At 36.4% G+C, this 19,447-nt stretch carries 18 protein-coding genes and 1 tRNA gene; 7 read left to right on the top strand and 12 right to left on the bottom strand.

Features of this window, described 5'->3' with window-relative positions:
- Positions 1-35 precede the first annotated feature (35 nt).
- From PHO43_RS00165 to ovoA, 4 genes are read left to right on the top strand one after another with little or no spacing between them, the layout of a single operon-like run.
- On the top strand, positions 36-593 hold the full coding sequence (locus PHO43_RS00165) for a LemA family protein (RefSeq protein WP_045089405.1): 558 nt from the start codon (positions 36-38) through the stop codon (positions 591-593).
- Positions 593-2,350 (top strand): DUF2207 domain-containing protein, encoded by a 1,758-nt coding sequence (locus PHO43_RS00160; RefSeq protein WP_045089406.1) that lies wholly within the window; start codon positions 593-595, stop codon positions 2,348-2,350. The genes PHO43_RS00165 and PHO43_RS00160 overlap by 1 nt, the downstream gene beginning before the upstream one ends.
- A 39-nt stretch (positions 2,351-2,389) precedes the next feature.
- The gene (locus PHO43_RS00155) at positions 2,390-2,944 is read left to right on the top strand and encodes a GNAT family N-acetyltransferase (RefSeq protein WP_045089407.1); all 555 of its coding nucleotides are present in this window, start codon (positions 2,390-2,392) and stop codon (positions 2,942-2,944) included.
- Position 2,945: 1 nt separating this feature from the next.
- Positions 2,946-5,051, top strand: a complete 2,106-nt coding sequence (ovoA, locus tag PHO43_RS00150; RefSeq protein ID WP_288010943.1) for a 5-histidylcysteine sulfoxide synthase — start codon at positions 2,946-2,948, stop codon at positions 5,049-5,051.
- 2 nt (positions 5,052-5,053) lie between these two features.
- On the opposite strand, the gene PHO43_RS00145 is transcribed toward ovoA, so the two are convergent.
- Positions 5,054-6,007: a diacylglycerol/lipid kinase family protein gene (locus PHO43_RS00145; protein WP_045089408.1), complete on the bottom strand. Its 954-nt coding sequence runs from the start codon at positions 6,005-6,007 to the stop codon at positions 5,054-5,056.
- A 132-nt stretch (positions 6,008-6,139) separates the two neighbouring features.
- Between PHO43_RS00145 and PHO43_RS00140 the strand changes: the two genes are divergently transcribed.
- The 3 genes from PHO43_RS00140 (at position 6,140) to yihA (ending at position 9,005) form a co-directional block, all read left to right on the top strand.
- A complete protein-coding gene (locus PHO43_RS00140) occupies positions 6,140-6,796 on the top strand; it encodes an HAD family hydrolase (protein WP_053826472.1) in 657 nt (218 codons plus the stop codon).
- Positions 6,797-6,801: 5 nt separating this feature from the next.
- Positions 6,802-8,274: a sodium:solute symporter gene (locus tag PHO43_RS00135; protein ID WP_045089410.1), complete on the top strand. Its 1,473-nt coding sequence runs from the start codon at positions 6,802-6,804 to the stop codon at positions 8,272-8,274.
- 134 nt (positions 8,275-8,408) lie between these two features.
- Entirely contained in the window at positions 8,409-9,005 is a 597-nt protein-coding gene (yihA, locus tag PHO43_RS00130) for a ribosome biogenesis GTP-binding protein YihA/YsxC (RefSeq protein ID WP_045089411.1), read from the top strand.
- Between the two features lie 6 nt (positions 9,006-9,011).
- Here the strand turns inward: yihA and atpG are convergent, their stop codons facing one another.
- From atpG to secDF, 11 genes are all read right to left on the bottom strand, one after another.
- Entirely contained in the window at positions 9,012-9,914 is a 903-nt protein-coding gene (gene atpG, locus PHO43_RS00125) for an ATP synthase F1 subunit gamma (RefSeq protein ID WP_045089412.1), read from the bottom strand.
- Positions 9,915-9,919: 5 nt separating this feature from the next.
- Complete coding sequence (gene atpA / locus PHO43_RS00120; protein ID WP_053826471.1) at positions 9,920-11,506, bottom strand: F0F1 ATP synthase subunit alpha; 1,587 nt, start codon at positions 11,504-11,506, stop codon at positions 9,920-9,922.
- A 25-nt stretch (positions 11,507-11,531) separates the two neighbouring features.
- Positions 11,532-12,086: a F0F1 ATP synthase subunit delta gene (locus PHO43_RS00115; protein ID WP_288010940.1), complete on the bottom strand. Its 555-nt coding sequence runs from the start codon at positions 12,084-12,086 to the stop codon at positions 11,532-11,534.
- A gap of 5 nt (positions 12,087-12,091) precedes the next feature.
- Entirely contained in the window at positions 12,092-12,592 is a 501-nt protein-coding gene (gene atpF, locus PHO43_RS00110; RefSeq protein ID WP_053826469.1) for a F0F1 ATP synthase subunit B, read from the bottom strand.
- 10 nt (positions 12,593-12,602) lie between these two features.
- Positions 12,603-12,848 carry an ATP synthase F0 subunit C gene (gene atpE / locus PHO43_RS00105; protein WP_288010937.1) on the bottom strand — a complete coding sequence of 82 codons (246 nt, stop codon included), beginning with the start codon at positions 12,846-12,848 and terminating at the stop codon, positions 12,603-12,605.
- A gap of 40 nt (positions 12,849-12,888) precedes the next feature.
- Positions 12,889-14,031: a F0F1 ATP synthase subunit A gene (atpB, locus tag PHO43_RS00100; protein ID WP_288008744.1), complete on the bottom strand. Its 1,143-nt coding sequence runs from the start codon at positions 14,029-14,031 to the stop codon at positions 12,889-12,891.
- Entirely contained in the window at positions 14,028-14,465 is a 438-nt protein-coding gene (locus PHO43_RS00095) for a hypothetical protein (RefSeq protein WP_045089418.1), read from the bottom strand. Before PHO43_RS00095 ends, atpB begins: the two co-directional genes overlap by 4 nt.
- Positions 14,458-14,721 (bottom strand): ATP synthase F1 subunit epsilon, encoded by a 264-nt coding sequence (atpC, locus tag PHO43_RS00090; RefSeq protein ID WP_197272014.1) that lies wholly within the window; start codon positions 14,719-14,721, stop codon positions 14,458-14,460. Before atpC ends, PHO43_RS00095 begins: the two co-directional genes overlap by 8 nt.
- 21 nt (positions 14,722-14,742) lie before the next feature.
- Positions 14,743-16,260 carry a F0F1 ATP synthase subunit beta gene (gene atpD / locus PHO43_RS00085; protein ID WP_288008747.1) on the bottom strand — a complete coding sequence of 506 codons (1,518 nt, stop codon included), beginning with the start codon at positions 16,258-16,260 and terminating at the stop codon, positions 14,743-14,745.
- A gap of 88 nt (positions 16,261-16,348) precedes the next feature.
- A tRNA-Thr gene (locus PHO43_RS00080) sits at positions 16,349-16,421 on the bottom strand.
- A gap of 67 nt (positions 16,422-16,488) precedes the next feature.
- Entirely contained in the window at positions 16,489-19,419 is a 2,931-nt protein-coding gene (gene secDF, locus PHO43_RS00075) for a protein translocase subunit SecDF (protein WP_288010935.1), read from the bottom strand.
- Between the last annotated feature and the right edge of the window lie 28 nt (positions 19,420-19,447).

Genomic DNA, 19,447 nt, shown 5'->3' with positions numbered 1-19,447 from the left:
TTAAAATAATATATCAATTTTAAAAAATTAAATCTATGGGTACATTACTTCTTGTGTTACTTATTCTTGTAATAATTGTTATAATGTATGGAGTATCAATCTATAACAAGCTTGTTAAACTTCGTACTATGGTTCAGGAAGCTTGGAGTGGCATAAATGTTCAGTTGAAAAAACGTCACGATCTGATACCGAACCTTGTTGAAACAGTAAAGGGATATGCTTCTCACGAAAGAGAAACATTTGAGAATGTTACCCAGGCAAGAGCCGGTGCTATGCAGGCACAAGATATTAAATCACAGGAGGCTGCTGAAAATAATTTAAATGCAGCACTTATAAGACTTCTGGCTGTAGCAGAACAGTATCCTGAACTTAAGGCAAACCAAAACTTTTTGCAGTTGCAGAACCAGCTTAGTTTGATAGAATCTGATATTGAGAAGTCGAGACGATATTATAATGGTACTGTACGTGAAAATAATATTCTTGTTGATACTTTTCCAAGCAATGTCATTGCAGGAATGTTCAAATTTACAAAATCACTTTTCTTTGAGTTGGAAAACGAGGCTGAGAAAGCTGTTCCTCAAGTTCAATTCTAATGCGATATATTTATCTATCAATAATTCTGCTTTTATCCTCTGTGTCAATAATAGCTCAGGAGGAGAAGATATACACTTTTTATTCTGATGTCACGATAGAAGAGTCTGGAATGATCCGGGTAAAGGAGGAGATAAGGATATTTTCAAAAGGTGATGTATTCAAAAGAGGTATAACAAGATCACTCCCTTTGACAAGAAGAGATATCCAGAATAACAGGATAAGTATAGATTATTCGGTGAGTGAGGTACTTATGAATGGAAGTCCTGTTAATTACTTCACGGAGAGAGAGGGTGGTGATTTGATTATTTACGTTGGAGACAGGAATATATTTCTTGATCCCGGTTTCTATATTTATGAAATATATTATGAAACAGCCGGTCAGATAGGTTTTTATGAAGATTATGATGAACTAAGCTGGAACGTAAATGGTATATCCGGAAAAATGATAGATAGTGTTAGTTCTGTTGTAAGACTACCAACGGGTGCAAATATAATTAGTTCACACTGTTATACAGGAAGATTTGGTGATAAAGAGAGTGATTGCATCTCTGAAATTAATGAAGATGGTTCATTGACAACTGTTGTAAACAATTTGCCATCAAACGAGATGCTTACTGTATCAGTAGGTTTTACAAAAGGTGTTGTTAATCAACCTGCCGGCTTTGAGACAAATGTATTTTCATGGTTTGATAAAAACGGGATGGCTGTAGTTAGTGCTGTTTTTATTCTATTATTATCAGTTTATTATCGAATAACATGGAAAAAGTATGGAGTGGATCCTCCTAAACCGGTAGCCATCCCTCAGTTTTCTCCACCAGACGGACTCTCTCCTGCTGCGGTGGGAATGCTTCATAAGGGTTATTTTATTGATGATCTTATTACTGCTTCAATTGTTAATCTGTCTGTAAAAGGGTATCTATCTATTGAAGAGATTATTGAGAAGAAAGGACTGTTCGGAATCCGTAAGGATAGGGTGTTTTCATTGACTCGCCTTAATAATGATTATAGTAAACTGCCTGCTGAAGAGGCTGTTGTTTTACGCGAACTTTTTTATTCAGACGACAATATACGTCTGGATGGTAAATATGATAGAGATGTAGCTAAAATGATGCAGAATTACAAGAAGAGCTTGAACAAACAGTTCAGACCTGTCTTGGATGAGGGAATAAATATTAAATTTCATGTAGTACCCTGGCTTGGATTTGTGCTGTATATTATAATTCTATTTTACTTTATCAACAATAGTTTAATGCATTTCGAAGTAAACAGAACAGCTCTGTTTATTACAATTCCATTACTTTCTATTCTATATATAATATATGCAATACAAATTGTTCGCCCGGGTGAAAGGAAGCTTCATTATAGATCTAATATTAAAGGACTAAAGATGTATCTGGATGTTGCTGAGGAGAAACGAATGCAGTTTTTTAATCCCCCATCGGTTACTCCGGAGAAATTTGAGGAGTTGCTTCCTTATGCCATAGCTCTTGAAATGGAAGAGGTTTGGGGTGAGAAATTTGAAAAGGCTCTTCTCTCCTCTGCAGTCCAGCCCGAGGCGTATCAGCCAGCTTGGTACAGGGGTACATATGTTAATGCAGCTCTGTTTGGTCATGCTCTGAATAGTACATTATCTAATACAGTTAGTCATGCTGCAACCCAGCCATCATCATCAGGTGGTGGCAACTGGAGCAGTGGATCATTTGGCGGAGGCTTCTCAGGAATGGGAGGTGGAGGTGGAAGCGTTGGTGGATGGTGAACATACCATGCGCATGATTGTTGAATAGTAAAATCGAGTATGGAGGATTCTAATTTTAAATTCAGAATTTTAAGTCTTGATCGATTCAATTACCCAATGCTTAAAAGCAGATTGATTGATCTGTACCTGACTGCCTTTACTCAGGGCGAATATGCACAATATATAGATAAGGCAGATGCTGAGGAGACCGTTGAGTTTTTAATTGAGAATGGTTTTGGGTATATAGCTATATATAATGAAGAGATTGTTGCCTTTACACTTGCAACTACTTTAAGTTTCGATAAAGAGTTTCCCATAGGTGTATTAGATAATGTAAAGCATGATAATATCGTTTATATTGCTGAAGTAATAGTGGATAGTGATTTCAGACGAAACGGTCTTGCTACAGCTTTGATTGACAGGCTTATAGGATTGGAAAAATATAAATATTCAGGTGCAGTAATTCGTGTTTGGGAAAAAAACAGACCTGCTCTGTCATTATATCAAAAACTGGGGTTTAGCCGGGTCGCCGAAATATCACAAACTAAGATGAGCTCTCCTACGGAAGAGTTCCAAATGAGAAAAATATATTTATATAAAAATTTTAATGTTTAACATGACTGATTTGATTACTAAAACCATTGATTTACGTTCTGGATCTTCAGAAGCTAAAAGAGAAGAAATACGTGATTACTTTCTGAAAACATGGGCGATAGATGAACTACTGTATACTCAGCTAAAGTCGGATGATATATTCTATAAGCGTGGAGACTCGTTAAGGCATATTATTCTGTTCTATCTGGGGCATACAGCAGTGTTTTACATTAATAAGCTTTTTCTTGCGAAAATTATAAGTAAAAGGATTAATCCCAGATTTGAATCTCTGTTTGCAATTGGTGTGGATGAGATGAGTTGGGATGATTTGGATAATAATAACTATGACTGGCCACCAGTGCATGAGGTATGTGTTTATCGTGATGAGGTTAAAAAAGTAATTCTTGAGGTAATTGATACTGCTCCTCTTGAATTACCAATCAACTGGGATAGTCCTTTCTGGATTATTATGATGGGTATAGAACATGAGAGGATTCATCTGGAGACTTCTTCCGTTCTGATTCGACAGCTACCTTTAGAGGATTTGACTCCGGGGCTCTTTGGGGTTCGTTGTCCAAGTTCAGGTGATGCACCGAAAAATGAACTTGTTCCGGTAAGTGGTGCAAAAATGAAATTAGGTAAGCTTATGGATTATCCGTTATATGGATGGGATAATGAGTATGGTAACTATGAAGAGGAAGTTTCTGACTTTGCGGCTGCCAAATATTTGACATCTAATGGAGAATTTCTAGAATTTATCGAGGATGGAGGTTATAATAATGAAAATTACTGGACAGAAGAGGGGTGGAACTGGAGAAATTTTAAGCAGGCTGAGATGCCTTTGTTTTGGCGTAAGTATGAAAAAGAATATTATCTACGACTTGTAGCAGAAGAGATTCCTATGCCATGGAACTGGCCTGTAGAAGTGAACTATCTCGAAGCGAAAGCTTTTTGTAACTGGAAAAGTATGAAGACTGGCAAGAACTTTCGTTTGCCTACTGAAGCTGAGTGGTATCGATTGCACGGTGTGGCTCAATTAAATGAGGTTACTGAGTGGGAGAAGGCTCCGGGTAATATTAATCTGGAATACTATTCATCACCTTGTCCTGTAAATATGTTTGTACAAGGGCAGTTTTTTGATGTTGTTGGAAATGTATGGCAATGGACTGAAACTCCTATAACCGGATTCCCTGGATTTAAGGTGCATCCAATGTATGATGATTTTTCAACTCCTACGTTTGACGGAAAGCATAATCTTATTAAAGGTGGTTCATGGATCTCAACAGGTAATGAAGCGACAATTCATTCACGCTATGCTTTCAGGAGGCATTTTTATCAGCATGCCGGATTCAGATATGTTGAGTCTGATGCTCCTCTGAAAATTCAACAGGCAGATTATGAGACAGATGAGGAGGTAACTCTTTCATGTGAAGAAAATTGGGGTGATGCTTACTCTGATCAACCAAATCTTGCAAGGCAGCTTTCTGTGATTATAAATGATTTAATTAAGAATAATTCTGATTCTCGGATTTTAGATTTAAATGCTGATACGGGGCGACTGGCTTTTGAACTGGCGAGAAGTTTTAAAGATGTTACAGCTCTCGATTTTACAGCACGAATGATTCGTATTCCTATTCAATTGCAGGAGCAGGGATATGTTCGATATACAATGAGGGATGAGGGGGAACTTATGTTTTACCGTGATATTGTACTTAGCGATTTTGGGTTGAATGAAATAAAGGGTAGTCTTTTATTTATGCAGGCTGATGCTATGAACTTAAAGGATATCTATTCCGGTTATGACCTGATTGTAGTACCTTCTTTGTTAGAAGAGTTGAGCGATCCTAAAGCATTTCTATCAGATATCCATACTAGAGTTAATGATGGAGGGTTACTTGTGATTGCTTCTGATTATCAATGGGATCAGAAGAAAACGCCTCGTGACAAATGGCCGGGAGGATTCAAACAGGATGGTGAACCTGTAACTTCATTTGATGGTATTAGTAGTCTGCTTAATAATAACTTCGTTCTTCATTCAGAGCCACAAGATTTAATACAGATCAGGAAAAAATCATCAAGACTTTCTGAGAAAAGAATTCTTCAGGTTACAGTCTGGAAGAAAAGGTAGGTTTAATTAAACCATCTGGTAAGCGAATTGAAAATGGTTTCATTCTCTTTGCGCTTTTTTTCATTAATCTCAGATGGAGTGGGAGTGAATACATTTAGTCCTTTAGGTATAACCCTGACTTCTATTTCGGAATCTGTTAGTACCGGCTCTCCATCCATATGCATTAACCCCGGGGAGGCACGTTTTATATGGAGTTTCTGTGTCAACAGTGATATCATCTTACTATTCTTTTCAATGTTCTTTGTGAATAGTTGTATAGTTGTTTGCGGGATCTCAAGAGCATTTAGAGGTTTAAGAATTGACACATTCATCATTCCATCATCCATACTCGCGTTTGGTGCAATATATGCTTCGTTGCCATATTGTGAAGCGTTGGCACAGGTGAGTATAAATGCCTTCTCTGTAAGTGATCCTTCATCATATGTGATTTCATATTCCTCAGCTCTGAAATCAACTACACTTTCCAGAACATTTCTTACATATCCTAATGGTCCTCGTTTCTTGTCTTCGGCAAATCTGCCACTTACAAATGCATCAAAACCAAATCCACAGGTGCAGAAAAAGATATGTCCGTTAGCAACTCCATAATCAATTTTTCTTGTATGTGCATTGATTATTATTTCAAGAGCCTTTTCAATATCAATAGGTATTCCTAAATCTCTAGCAAGTCCATTTCCTGACCCTAAGGGTAATATACCCAATATTGTGTCGGTATTGACCAGTTCTCTGGCAACCTCGTTAACTGTACCATCTCCACCGGCAGCAATAACATATTTGTATTTTTTCTTTGCGGCTTGTCTGGCTATCTCTGTTGCATGTTCAGGATAACCTGTTACACGAATTATAAGGTCCTGTTTTTTCTGATCTATAGCTGATGCTACATCTTCAGGTATGTTCTTCTTGGAATCTGTACCGGAAGCCGGGTTAATAATCAGACATACTTTGTCTTTGGCCATATATTATAAAGTCTGTTTTTATTTTAGAGAGCATTCGTATTTGAATTTAAAACAAACATAATACTATTTTGTTTTTTAGACCTATTTATTTGCCCCTTAATGCTTAGTTGAGTATTTTTGCTGACAAAAAAAATGACAGAAGTGGTAAAACCGGATAGTTTAATTTTAGATATGGATGGCACTCTTTGGGATAATGTAAATACGTATGCTAAAGCATGGACTGCAGGATTCGAAAAGTGTGGATATAAAAAAACGGTTACAAGAGATGATATAATAGGCTTGATGGGTAAAGAGGCCAGAGTTATGCTAAATACTATTATTCCTGAATGGACTGAGGATATGCATAACAAATTATTTGATGCCGTAATTGATGCTTACCAGGATTTGGTACCGGTAATGGAACCACTTGTTTATGATGGTGTACTGGAAGGTCTGGAGCAGCTTTCAAAGGAATATAAACTGTTTCTCTTGAGTAACTGTGAAAAAGATGGTTTGGTGAATTTTATGAATCACACTAATACTGGTCATCTTATTACTGATTACATGGAGCATGGAATGAATCTGAAACCTAAACATCACAATATGCAACTGCTTGTTGATAAACACGATCTTAAATCACCAGTTTATGTTGGTGATACTGACTCAGATAGTGTTGAATCATCTAAAGCAGGAGTACCTTTTGTTTACATGACATATGGGTTTGGTAAGACAGATAATTACTCAATAAAATTTGATACATTCAATGAGCTGGTAGAATATTATTATAACCTTGCTAATAATCATAAATAAACCACATGAAGTCAGCATATATTTTAATAGTCATTGTAGTATATTTTGGGGTACTGATGTTGATATCATATCTCACAAGTCGTAAAGGCTCTGGAAATGATGAGTTTTTTCGCGCAAACAAATCTTCAAAATGGTATGTTGTAGCCATAGCAATGATAGGGACATCAATCTCAGGAGTTACATTCGTTTCAGTCCCCGGGATGGTGCGAAATCTTGATATGACATATATGCAGATGGTATTGGGCTTTTTCTTTGGGTACCTTGTAATTGCATATGTTCTGTTACCTCTATACTACAGGTTGAATCTGACTACAATATATGGATATCTTGATCAAAGATATGGACCCAAGTCATACAAGACAGGGGCCTGGTTCTTTCTTATTTCTAAAATTGTAGGTGCAGCTGCAAGGCTGTATTTAGTTGCGTTTATTTTGCAGCGACTTGTTTTTGATGCATGGGGAGTACCGTTTGTAGTTACGGTTATTGGTATAATAATGATTATTTGGTTATATAGTCATAAGAGTGGAATAAAGACAATTATTTGGACTGACTGGTTGCAGACTATTCTTTTTATTACTGCACTGATACTTATCGTATGGCAGGTGAATAAGAGTATGAATATTGATTTTAGAGGAATGGTAACAATTATCAGCGGAAGTCCTCATTCAAGGATATTTGTATTTGATGACTGGACAAGTACTCAGAATTTCTTTAAACAGTTTTTTAGCGGAATGTTTATTACTATTGTGATGACAGGACTTGATCAGGATCAGATGCAGAAGAACCTTACAATACGTACATTGAAGGATGCTCAAAAGAATGTTGTTTCATATGGATTCGCTTTTGCACCAATCAACTTCCTTTTCCTAAGTCTTGGTGTATTATTACTGATTTATGCTGAGCAAAATGGTATTGTTTTGCCAGCAATCTCTGATGAAATTCTACCAGTAATCTCAAGTCAGTATTTAGGACCTGTAGTACTTGGAATATTTGTGGTAGGTATAGTTGCAGCAGCTTTCTCAAGTGCAGACTCAGCACTTACTGCTCTTACAACCTCTTTTTGCGTTGATATTTTAAATATGAATGCAGTTTCACTAAATAAAGAGCAGGAGAAAAAAGATGTAAGAACACGCCGAATTGCACATGTAACAATAAGTGCTGTTTTTGTATTAATTATTCTACTGATAGAAGCTATTGGTTCTGACAGTATTATTAATGCAATATATAAGCTGGCATCATATACGTATGGACCATTACTTGGTTTATATTTCTTTGGACTTTATACAAAAGTAAAACCTACTGATAAATTTGTTCCATATGTTGCAATTTCAGCACCTGTACTCTGTTTTATAATAGAAGTAGTTATATTGAAGATTTTCAACTATCGTGTTGGATATGAGCTTTTACTTCTAAATGGATTGATAACTGGTGTCGGTCTTTATGCTGTATCTTTAAGAAATAATAAACGATTAGTTTAATTTTAATTGGCTATTTAGGGAAACAAGTTTATATAGTCAGATATTTTATATAATTCAGAACTGTTTATTTAAACAATTATGTGTTTTTTTGACTGTAGACTTTAAAATGTAATTGATTAAAAAATATAAGTAGAATGATTATTAAGTCAGCTGAATTTATTATTAGTAATAGTGATTATAAAAAGTGTCCTCAAGATGGTAAACCTGAATATGCTTTTATAGGTAGATCAAATGTGGGGAAGTCCTCTTTAATCAATATGTTAACCAATCGCAAAGGGTTGGCAATGACCTCTTCTAAACCTGGTAAGACAATGCTGATAAATCATTTTCTTATTAATGAACAATGGTATCTTGTGGATTTACCCGGATATGGTTATGCCAGAAGAGGGAAAGAGGGACGCGAAAAAATAAGAGAAATAATAGAGGATTATATTATGGAACGTGATCAGTTATTGAATCTGTTTGTATTGGTAGACTCACGTCACGAACCCCAAATAATTGATCTTGAGTTTATGGAATGGCTTGGTGAAAATGGTATACCTTTTTCTATAGTATTTACAAAAGCGGATAAGCAGGGACCTGTCCGCTTGCAGCAAAACATAGATGCCTACAAAGAAAAATTACTGGAAACATGGGAGGAGCTGCCACCTGTTTTTATTACTTCTTCAGAGAAAAAACAGGGTAGGGAAGAGCTTTTGAATTATATTGAGTCAATTAATAAGAGTCTCTGATTAATTTTAGTATTTTCCTAAAGAACCGCCTATTAAATCAAGAAGTTCATTTGTAATCGACTCCTGACGCAATTTATTATATTCTCTTGTTAACTCTTCAATTAAGTTGTCAGCATTATCATTAGCAATCTGCATGGCAGTCATACGTGCAGCATGTTCAGATGTGACAGAGTCTACATGGCTTGTGAAAAGCTTTACCTTTAAAACTTTGGGTAAAAGTTTCTCCATTATGGTCAATCTGTCTGGCTCTATTATGTAATCAGGCATTAATTGTTTGTCATAACTTTTTTCAATTACACCTTCCAAATTTGATTTAATACCACTATGTAGCTCAATTGGGAGAAATGTCTCTTGTAGAATAACCTGTGAACCTTTACTTATGAAGTGGTGATATATTAATTCCACACGGTCTATCTCTTCATTTAAAAATTGATCCATCAAATCGTTTGCAATATTCTGCATAAATTCATAAGATGGATTTGCACTTTCTTCAGAATAATCTTTTGAAACATGCATATCCATCTTAGCTACAGCCTTGGCAATTTTAGCTCCAAACGTATAAATCAGTATGTTTTCTTTTCCCAGATGGAGATATGAATCAATTACCGACTCAAGTTTAGTCGCAATATTGTCGTTAAATCTTCCTGCGAGACCTGTATTTGAAGAAAAAGCTACAATAGCAACTCGCTCAACAGGGCGTTTTTTAGTAAAGGGAGTACTAAAACCCTCTTCCTGATTAAGAAACATATTCAGAATTTGACTAAGTTTCTCTTCATAAGGATACAGGTGCTGGATGATGTTCTGTGTCTTACGCAATTTGGCGGAAGCGACCATCATCATAGCCGTAGTAATCTTTTGAGTTGATTTAACGGATTGAAGTCTGCTTTTTATCTCTTTAAGTTGTGCCATAATATTTACAAAATAGATTGAATCACTTTAGAGGCTACACTCTCTATTATTCTACCTATTTCATCAGTCATAGTCCCTTCACTTAATGGTTTAAGAACATCATCTTTATGGGTCATTTCTAGGGTTGTAAGGAATTCCTTCTCAAATTCGTGTATTCTTTCCTGAGGTAGATTCTTTAATAAACCATGTGTGCCACAATAAAGAACTGCAATCTGTTTTTCCACACTCATTGGGCTGTGAACAGGTTGTATTAAAAGTTGCTCATTCTTCTGTCCTTTATCAATTGTCATTGCTGTCACTGGATCCATATCACCACCAAATTTTGAAAATGCAGCCAATTCCTGATATTGAGCCTGGTCTATTTTTAATGATCCCGCAACTTTCTTCATCGCTTTTATCTGTGCATTTCCCCCAACTCGGGAAACAGATATTCCAACATTAATTGCAGGTCGAATTCCTTTATTATAAAGATCAGTTTCTAAAAATATCTGACCATCAGTAATAGAAATAACATTAGTAGGGATATAAGCTGACACGTCACCTGCCTGTGTTTCAATAATGGGTAGTGCAGTCAATGAACCTCCTCCTTTTACTTTTTCTGATAAACTTTCAGGCAAATCATTCATATTTACTGCTACATCCTCCTGATCAATAATATTAGCTGCTCTTTCTAGTAATCTTGAGTGCAGATAAAAAATATCACCAGGATATGCTTCACGCCCTGAAGGACGCCTAAGAATCAGAGAAACCTCTCTATATGCAACTGCCTGTTTTGATAAATCGTCATATACAACAAGTGCATTTCTACCTGTATCACGAAAAAACTCACCTATTGCAGCACCTGCAAATGGTGCTATATATCTCATAGCTGCAGGATCAGATCCACTTGTTGATATTATAGTAGTGTAATCCATTGCCCCATGATCTGTTAATGTCTTTAGTATTGATGCAACAGATGACCCTTTTTGACCTATGGCAACATAGATACAATATACCGGATCTCCCTCTTCGTAATTTTTTCTTTGGTTAAGTATAGTGTCTATTGCTATACTGGTTTTTCCTGTTTGCCTGTCGCCAATAATAAGTTCTCTTTGTCCACGCCCAATTGGAATCATTGCATCAACAGCCTTTATACCTGTCTGTAATGGCGTATCAACAGGCTGACGAAATACCACACCAGGTGCTCTTCTTTCAAGTGGCATTTCAAACAACTCACCTTTAACTGGCCCTTTGCCATCAAGAGGTTCTCCTAATGGTGAGATGACACGTCCGAGCATACCCTCACCCACGAATATAGAAGCAACTCGACCAGTTCTCTTAACAGTAAAGCCCTCTTTAATATCACTTGAAGTTCCAAGCAGAATTGCACCTACATTATCCTCTTCCAGATTCATGACGATGGCATTCATACCATTATCGAATTCAAGCAACTCGTTTGATTCAGCATTGCGAAGTCCAAAAATTCGAACAACACCATCACTTACACTGATAACAGTCCCTGTTTCATCGAACTTTACATCAGTATCAAATCCTTCAAGCTGCATTCTGAGTATTTCAGAAACTTCACTAACCTTTATTGAATTATTTGCCATTATTTCTCCTTTTCACTAATACTATCTAAGCATTTTCAGCTTCCAGTCTTTTAATCTTATTCTTAAAACGTGTCAGTTCACCCGCTACACTTGCATCCCACCTTAAATCATTTAAATGTAAAACAAATCCTCCAATTAAATCAGGATCAACGACAGGTTCTATTTCCAGATTTTCTCCTACTATATTACTTATACGAGATATAATCTTCTCTTCATTTTCTTTGTTTATTGGAACAGCTGTGATAAGTTTGCCATATTGTATTCCAAATCTTTCCCTATAAAGCTCTATATATCTAAGTGCAATAAATAAAATAACCTCTACTCTTTCATTCTTTAAAATGAGATCTATCATTTTATCCAAAGATGATGGAACGCTACCACCAATTGAAGTGAAAATAATTTGTTTCTTATTCTTGTTTGAAATTGCAGTGTTTGCTAGAGCTGTTCGTAGCTGTGGTACAAGCAAGTAAACTTCAGACAGGGTTTTCATTCTACCGTATACCTCTTTCTCCTGACCTGATACAATAGAATAATCCAGTAAAGCAGTAGCATAACGGGTTGAAATTAGTCCTGTATTCATATTACTTAAGATTTAGATATTTCAATTTCATCAAGCAGGCGATCAATCATTTTCAATTGTTCTTTATCCTTACCAAGTTTCTCTCTCAGGATCTTTTCAGCAAGTGTCACAGACATTAGTGAGACTTCACCTCTTATTGACCTAAGAATCTGCTCTTTTTCAACTTGAAGCTGTTTACGTGCCTCTGCTATCATTCTTTCAGTTTCCTGACTAGCCTTTGCGTGCGCTTCTTGTAATATTTCCTCTTTAATTCTGGCTGTCTCTTTTAGTATAGCATTCTGCTCTTTGTATGCTTTAGCCAGAATCCTGGCGCCAGTCTCTTTTATCTTTGACAGTTCTTCATTTGCTTCTCTAGCAGACTTTACTGAATTTTCGATAAAAAGTGTTCTTTTATCTACTGCTTTAATTATAACAGGGAAAGCAAATCTTGCCAGAATAAGAACTACTATTCCGAAAGATAATGACATCCAAAAGACTAGTCCTGGATCGGGTGTTAAAAGCGACATATTTTAATTTTTAAAGTATAAAACCGCAGACTACAATTGCAAAAAGTGCAACACCTTCAATAAGTGCAGCTGAGATAATCATTGTTGTACGAATATCGGAACCAGCTTCAGGCTGACGGGCAATACCCTCCACAGCTGCTTTACCAATTTGTCCAATACCTATTGCGGCACCTATAACTGCTATTGCAACACCTATTGTGGTACCCATTGTCTCCAGTCCTCCTGCAGACTGTAGTAATACTGATAGTAATTCCATAATTTAGTTTTTATTTTAATACTGATTTTATATAAGTTTTTTATAATTCTAAATGGCTAGTTGGCTCTGATAATTTCTCAACAGCCAGTTCTTTTCTGTCTTTTTCTTTTTCTTTTTCTTTTTCCCTAGCTAACCCAATAAATACTGAAGATAATAGAGTAAATACATATGCCTGGATAAAGGCTACTAAAAGCTCAACAAATACAATAAAAATGGTAAAAATAACTGATACAACTGACATTGATGTATTTATTGCAGTTCCCAGACTTACAGTGACAAAGATCAAAGATGTTAATCCCAATACTATTGCATGACCCGCCATTATGTTTGCGAAAAGACGAATCATTAATGCAAAGGGTTTGGTTAATGTTCCCACAATCTCAATTATCTGCATAAGTGGGAAAGGCACTTTCAACCAAACCGGAGTGTCAGGCCAGAATAACTCTTTGTAATATTTCTTAGTACCAGTTAAATTGACAACGAGAAAAGTACCTATTGCTAACACAACAGTAACAGAAATGTTCCCTGTCACGTTTGCTCCACCCGGGAAAAGTGGAAACAATCCCAGCAGATTATTGAAGAAAATAAAGAAAAATATTGTCAGCAAATATGGGGAGTATCGTTTGTAATCTTCTCCTATTGCAGGTTTAATAACCTCATTATTAATCATTAAAATAAACATCTCCATCGTTCCAGCAAAACCTTTTTGAGGTTTCAGAGGATCTCTTTTAATTGAATTTGCTACACTCAATATGATTATTATAAGTAAGAAAGAACTTAATAACAAAGATGCTGCATTTTTAGTAATTGATAGGTCAAGTGGACGTGTTTCCTCACCTGACGTAACTCTTTCAACTATCTTTCCCTTATATTTTCCATTTGTAGCAATACCGAAACCTTTGTAGTTATTATCAATATTATGAAGTTTAGAGGAAAGGAAAAAATGCCACCCTGTTTCATTACTATAGAGTATTACAGGAAGATGAACTGTTATATCTCTTTTTTCAGTACTAAAAATGTGCCACTCATAGGAGTCAGACAAATGTTCAAGTATGAGCTTTTTTACATTTAACTCCTCCTCATATTTTGTACTGCTTGTTGAAATGTTATTAGTTTCTGCTCCCACCGTCCAATTGACCGTAGAAAAAGAAAATAAAACAATCAAGAATAATATATGTTTCATAAATCTATACGCTCGTGATCGTTTGGATGCTTGTTCTGTTCACCAATATATTTGATAAACTTCTCCATCTTTAAGTAAATAAAGGTTTCCCAAATAAGAGAAATGAGATAGAATATAATAAATGTCAAAGCGTAGCTCTTTATACCCGGTTGGTGAATAATCCAGTAAAGTAATATAACTGCGAATGAAGTGAAAATTTTAATTACCCTAATTAATATATATAGATTCACTAAATGAGCAGGATTATCAAGAGGTGTCCTTCTGAATCTTAGGATGAAAATTATTTCCATCAGATAGAAATATAAAGGAATTGTAATGAAACCTCTAACTATCATATCAGGGAAAAGTAGTTTTAGTGCAAACCATACAATTACCCCTGCGGCGAAAATCATGACAGTATGAAATATCAAGAAATATTTCGTTAGCTTATTCATCCAGTTTTACTTTTTTCTTTATTGGGTCTATACAAACTGTAATATTATTATTACTTACCTCTACAAAACCGTCGGATATTTTCATCTCTTTTATATGACCATTTGTAGAGAATTCAATCAGACCTTTGGTTAATAATGATATAAGCGGAGCATGGTTGTTTAGTATCTGGAAAGGCCCCAAAATGCCAGGTAAGGTTACAGAATCAACATCACCTTTAAAATATGTCTTTTCGGGACTTATTATCTCCAGTTTCATAATTAATCTAATATTAAATACTTATTTATTATTACTCTGCTCAATCAGTTTATTGCCCTTTTCAATTGCCTCTTCAATAGTTCCAACACTCATAAATGCAGCTTCTGGATATTTATCCATTTCACCATCAAGTATCATTTGGAATCCTTTAACAGTATCCTGAATAGATACCATAACTCCAGGTTGCCCGGTATATTGTTCAGCCATAAAGAATGGTTGTGACAGAAAGCGTTGCACTTTACGGGCACGGTTAACCGTCATCCTGTCTTCATCAGACAACTCTTCCATCCCAAGGATTGAAATTATATCCTGTAATTCTTTATAACGCTGTAAAATCTGTTTCACACGCATTGCTGTATTGTAATGATCTTCACCAACAATTGATGGTTCTAATATACGTGATGATGACTCTAAAGGATCAACTGCAGGATATATACCAAGTGATGCAATTTTTCTGCTAAGTACAGTTGATGCATCCAGATAACTAAAAGTAGTTGCGGGAGCAGGGTCTGTGAGGTCATCCGCAGGTACATATACAGCCTGAACAGAAGTAATAGAACCAAACTTTGTTGAAGCAATTCTTTCCTGAAGTGTACCCATCTCTGATGCCAGTGTGGGCTGATAACCAACTGCCGATGGCATTCTTCCAAGAAGGGCAGATACCTCAGAACCTGCCTGAACAAATCTGAATATATTATCAATGAACAATAAAGTATCACTACCTTCACCCCCTAAGTCACGAAATGATTCGGCAACGGCTAAACCAGTCAGTGCAACCGAAGCACGAGCTCCGGGCGGTTCATTCATCTGACCAAACACAAGGGTTGTCTGAGATTCTTTGAGCTTTTCGTAATCAATCTTACTCAAGTCCCATTTGCCCTCATCCATGCTTTTTTTGAACTCCTTGCCATATTTTATCACCCCAGATTCAATCATCTCGCGAAGCAGGTCATTACCCTCGCGTGTACGTTCACCTACTCCTGCAAAAACTGAATACCCTTTGTGTCCTTTAGCAATATTGTTGATGAGCTCCATTATGATAACTGTCTTCCCAACACCGGCTCCGCCAAAAAGACCAATTTTACCACCTTTTAGATATGGTTGAAGTAAGTCGATAACTTTTATACCTGTGTGAAGAATTTCCTCTGTTGTTATTAGGTCCTCAAACTTGGGAGCCTCACGATGTATAGGATACTGTTTATCTCTGCTAAGTTTTGAGAGACCATCAATAGGTCTACCAACAACATTCAGTAGTCGACCCTTAATTTGTTCACCAACTGGCACACTTATAGGTCTTCCTAAAGCCTTAACCTGAAGTCCACGTATCAATCCGTCTGTCGACTCCATAGCTACAGTGCGAACAATATTTTCTCCTATGTGCTGTTGAACCTCAAGGAATACTTCTTGCCCGTCATTACGATTTACATAAAGTGCGTCATTAATCGCGGGTAATTTTATTTCTTCTGAATCTGATAACTCAAAACGTACATCAACAACAGGACCAATTATTTGGGAGATTTTCCCCATTAATACCTGCATAGTAAATAGATATGAAATTTGATATCAGCTAGTGCTGACATACACAAAGATAATAAAATTCCTAATAATAAAAAAGGGTAAACAAATGAGCCACAAGCGAGGATCGAACTCGCGACCTACGCGTTACGAATGCGTTACTCTACCAACTGAGCTATTGTGGCAAATAATAGGGCAGCCATATAGCTGCCCTATAAATTATTTTTAATAGAAAGTTAAGTTGTTGTATTATTATGCTGCAACAATCTCTTTCTTATTTTTCTTCAACATAATTTTGTATGCAACAGGGGCAGCAATAAATAAACTGGTGATAGTACCTACAACCACACCAATCAACATTGCAAATACGAAGCTTCTTACAGCATCTCCACCAAGTAATAGTATAACTATTATCACAAGTATCGTACTCAAACCTGTATTAATAGTACGTGCAAGAGTGGCATTCATTGAATCATTGAAAAGCTCTCTTAGTCCACGTTTAGGATAAAGAGTCATATACTCTCTCACACGGTCAAATACTACCACCTTATCGTTAATAGAGTAACCCACAATTGTAAGAATTGCTGCAACAAAAGTTTGATCCATTTCCATTGAGAATGGCATCACTCTCCAAAGCAGAGAATATAAACCTATCACAGAGAATGCATCAATAGCAAGAGCAGCAACAGTTCCCATAGAGAATCCCCAATTATTAAAACGGAACATTATATATAATCCCATACATATAAGAGCTATCAGCAATGATAAGAAAGCATTGTTAAGCATATCTTCTGCAATACTTGGTCCCACTTTCTGAGAACTCATTATATGATCATCAATACTCATACCAGGTGTCATAAATTCAGCCATACCTTGACCAAGCAGATCACGAAGTTCTTCTTCCACATTTGTACCATCTTCTTCTATCATATAGTTTGTAGATACCCTTACCTGATTACTTGAACCTATGGTAATAACACGTACTGATTCACCAAAGTATGGAACCAGAGCATCTTCAACATCTTGAGTATTTACTGGCTGATCAAAGCGAACGATATAGTTACGTCCACCTGTGAAGTCGATACCTGAATTCAGTCCAAGTGTAAACAGTGATGCAATACTTACAACTACAAATATTGCAATTCCAATAATTACATTCTTGCTGTTTTTAAGGAAATCAAAAGCATACTCTCTGTAAATTGCTCTTGAGAAATGTGTTTGGAATGTAAGATTCTGCCATTTTCCTCTTGATAACTGGTATTCATAAAACATACGTGTAATGAATACAGCTGTAAGGAATGATGCAGCAATACCAATAATAAGAGTTACTGCAAATCCTCTGATAGCTCCAACACCAAATATTACAAGAATGATACCAGTAATAATAGTTGTTAAGTTAGAGTCGAAAATTGCAGAGAATGCATTCTTGTATCCATCGTCCAAAGCACGACGTAATGATTTACCTGTAGCAAGTTCTTCTTTAATACGCTCATTAATAAGTACGTTAGCGTCAACTGCCATAGCAAGTGAAAGAATCATTCCCGCAATACCCGGAAGAGTAAGAACTGCCTGGAATGCAGCTAGAATTCCCAATGTAAAGAAGAAGTTAAGCAAAAGTGCCACGTTTATTACTGTGCCCGGAACAAATCCATAGAGCATCATAGTAAATATAAATAGAACAACCAATGCTATAATGAACGAAATAAATCCATCTTTAATAGCTTCTTGTCCTAAAGAAGGACCAACTACATCTTCCTGTACTATACGAATACCGGCTTGCATTTTACCCGATTTCAATACATTCTCCAAGTCCTGAGCTTCCTGAGATGAGAAATCACCTGAGATCGATGAGCGTCCTCCTTCAATACGGTCATTTACTCTCGGAGCAGAATAAACATATCCATCAAGTACTATTGCAATTGAATTGCCAATCTCTGCACCAGTAATAGTAGCCCAGCGACTTGCTCCAGCAGAGTTCATTGTCATGCTTACTTCCCAAGCAGTACCATTTTGTCCCTGGTCAGCCTTAGCATTAGTAACCACATCACCAGTCAATGCAGGTCCACGGCTACTGCCATCACCTTTAAGAGCAAATAGCTGGAAATATGTCTCATGCTGATCAATAGCTTTGAATCCCCATTTAAAATTCACATCAGCAGGGAATAGAGTTTTATATCGTTGCAGTAGGAAGTTTACTGAAGCAGTATCAAGTTTTGATACAGTTCCAAGTACAGGACCACCTATTCCGCTCATAGCGAAGTATGGTTCATTGAAGTATTCAATAAAACTCTTATCTATTATAACTTTTTTTTCTTCTTCAAGTTCGGTAAAATCTTCTGTAGCTAAACTATCTTCAGTTTCGATTAAGCCTTCTTCAGCAACAGAATCAGTAGGTTCAACCATTGAACTGGTTCTCATAGCCAAAGCATACTCGCTTGATCTTGAGTTTAACTCATTTAGGTACATACCTAATTCGTTCACATTGTATGTTTTCCAAAACTCCAGATTTGCACTTCCCTGAAGAAGATTACGTACACGTTCTGGTTCTGTAATACCAGGAAGTTCCACGAGGATACGTTCAGCACGGTCGAGTCGCTGAATATTAGGTGCAACAACACCAAAGCGGTCGATACGTGTAGCCAATACGTTAAATGAGTTATCAGCAACACTTGACAATTCTGCTCTTAGAACTGCTATAACCTGATCATTTGTTGAGTTAGGTGTAACTCTGTCAGGCATAGTGATGCTGTAAATGTTTGCAAGCTTACCATCAGGGTTAATCTGCTCATAATTTTGCTGGAATAGTGAAATAAAGTCAGAAGAGCTACCACGGCGATTCTGGTTTACACTTTCTCTTAAAGCCTGATTAAATTGAGGGTCATCGGTATTAGCAAGTGATGCCAGAACTTCTGCTGCATTTATTTCCAGAATTACGTTCATACCACCTTTAAGGTCAAGGCCTAATCCGATTTCTTTCTCGCGAACTTGGTTTAGTGTGTAATTTAGATACACTTTCTCGGTTGACAGTGAATCAAGATAATGATTCTTCAGGGCTAAGTCTCCATTTGCATATTGATCCGCTTTTTTGTTGTATTGTCTCCCCACTACTGTAAATGAGAGATAAAACAAACAAATAGCTGTTAGGATAATACTGAAGACTCTAATGAATCCTTTGTTTTGCATTTCAATATTACTTTTGTTACGATTTGTT

Origin of the sequence: Lascolabacillus sp., assembly GCF_028696275.1 — a bacterium.
GTDB classification, from domain to species: Bacteria; Bacteroidota; Bacteroidia; order Bacteroidales; family Dysgonomonadaceae; genus Proteiniphilum; species Proteiniphilum massiliensis.
Note: the sequence above shows the minus strand (reverse complement) of the source record. Positions and strands in the feature narration are given on the sequence as shown.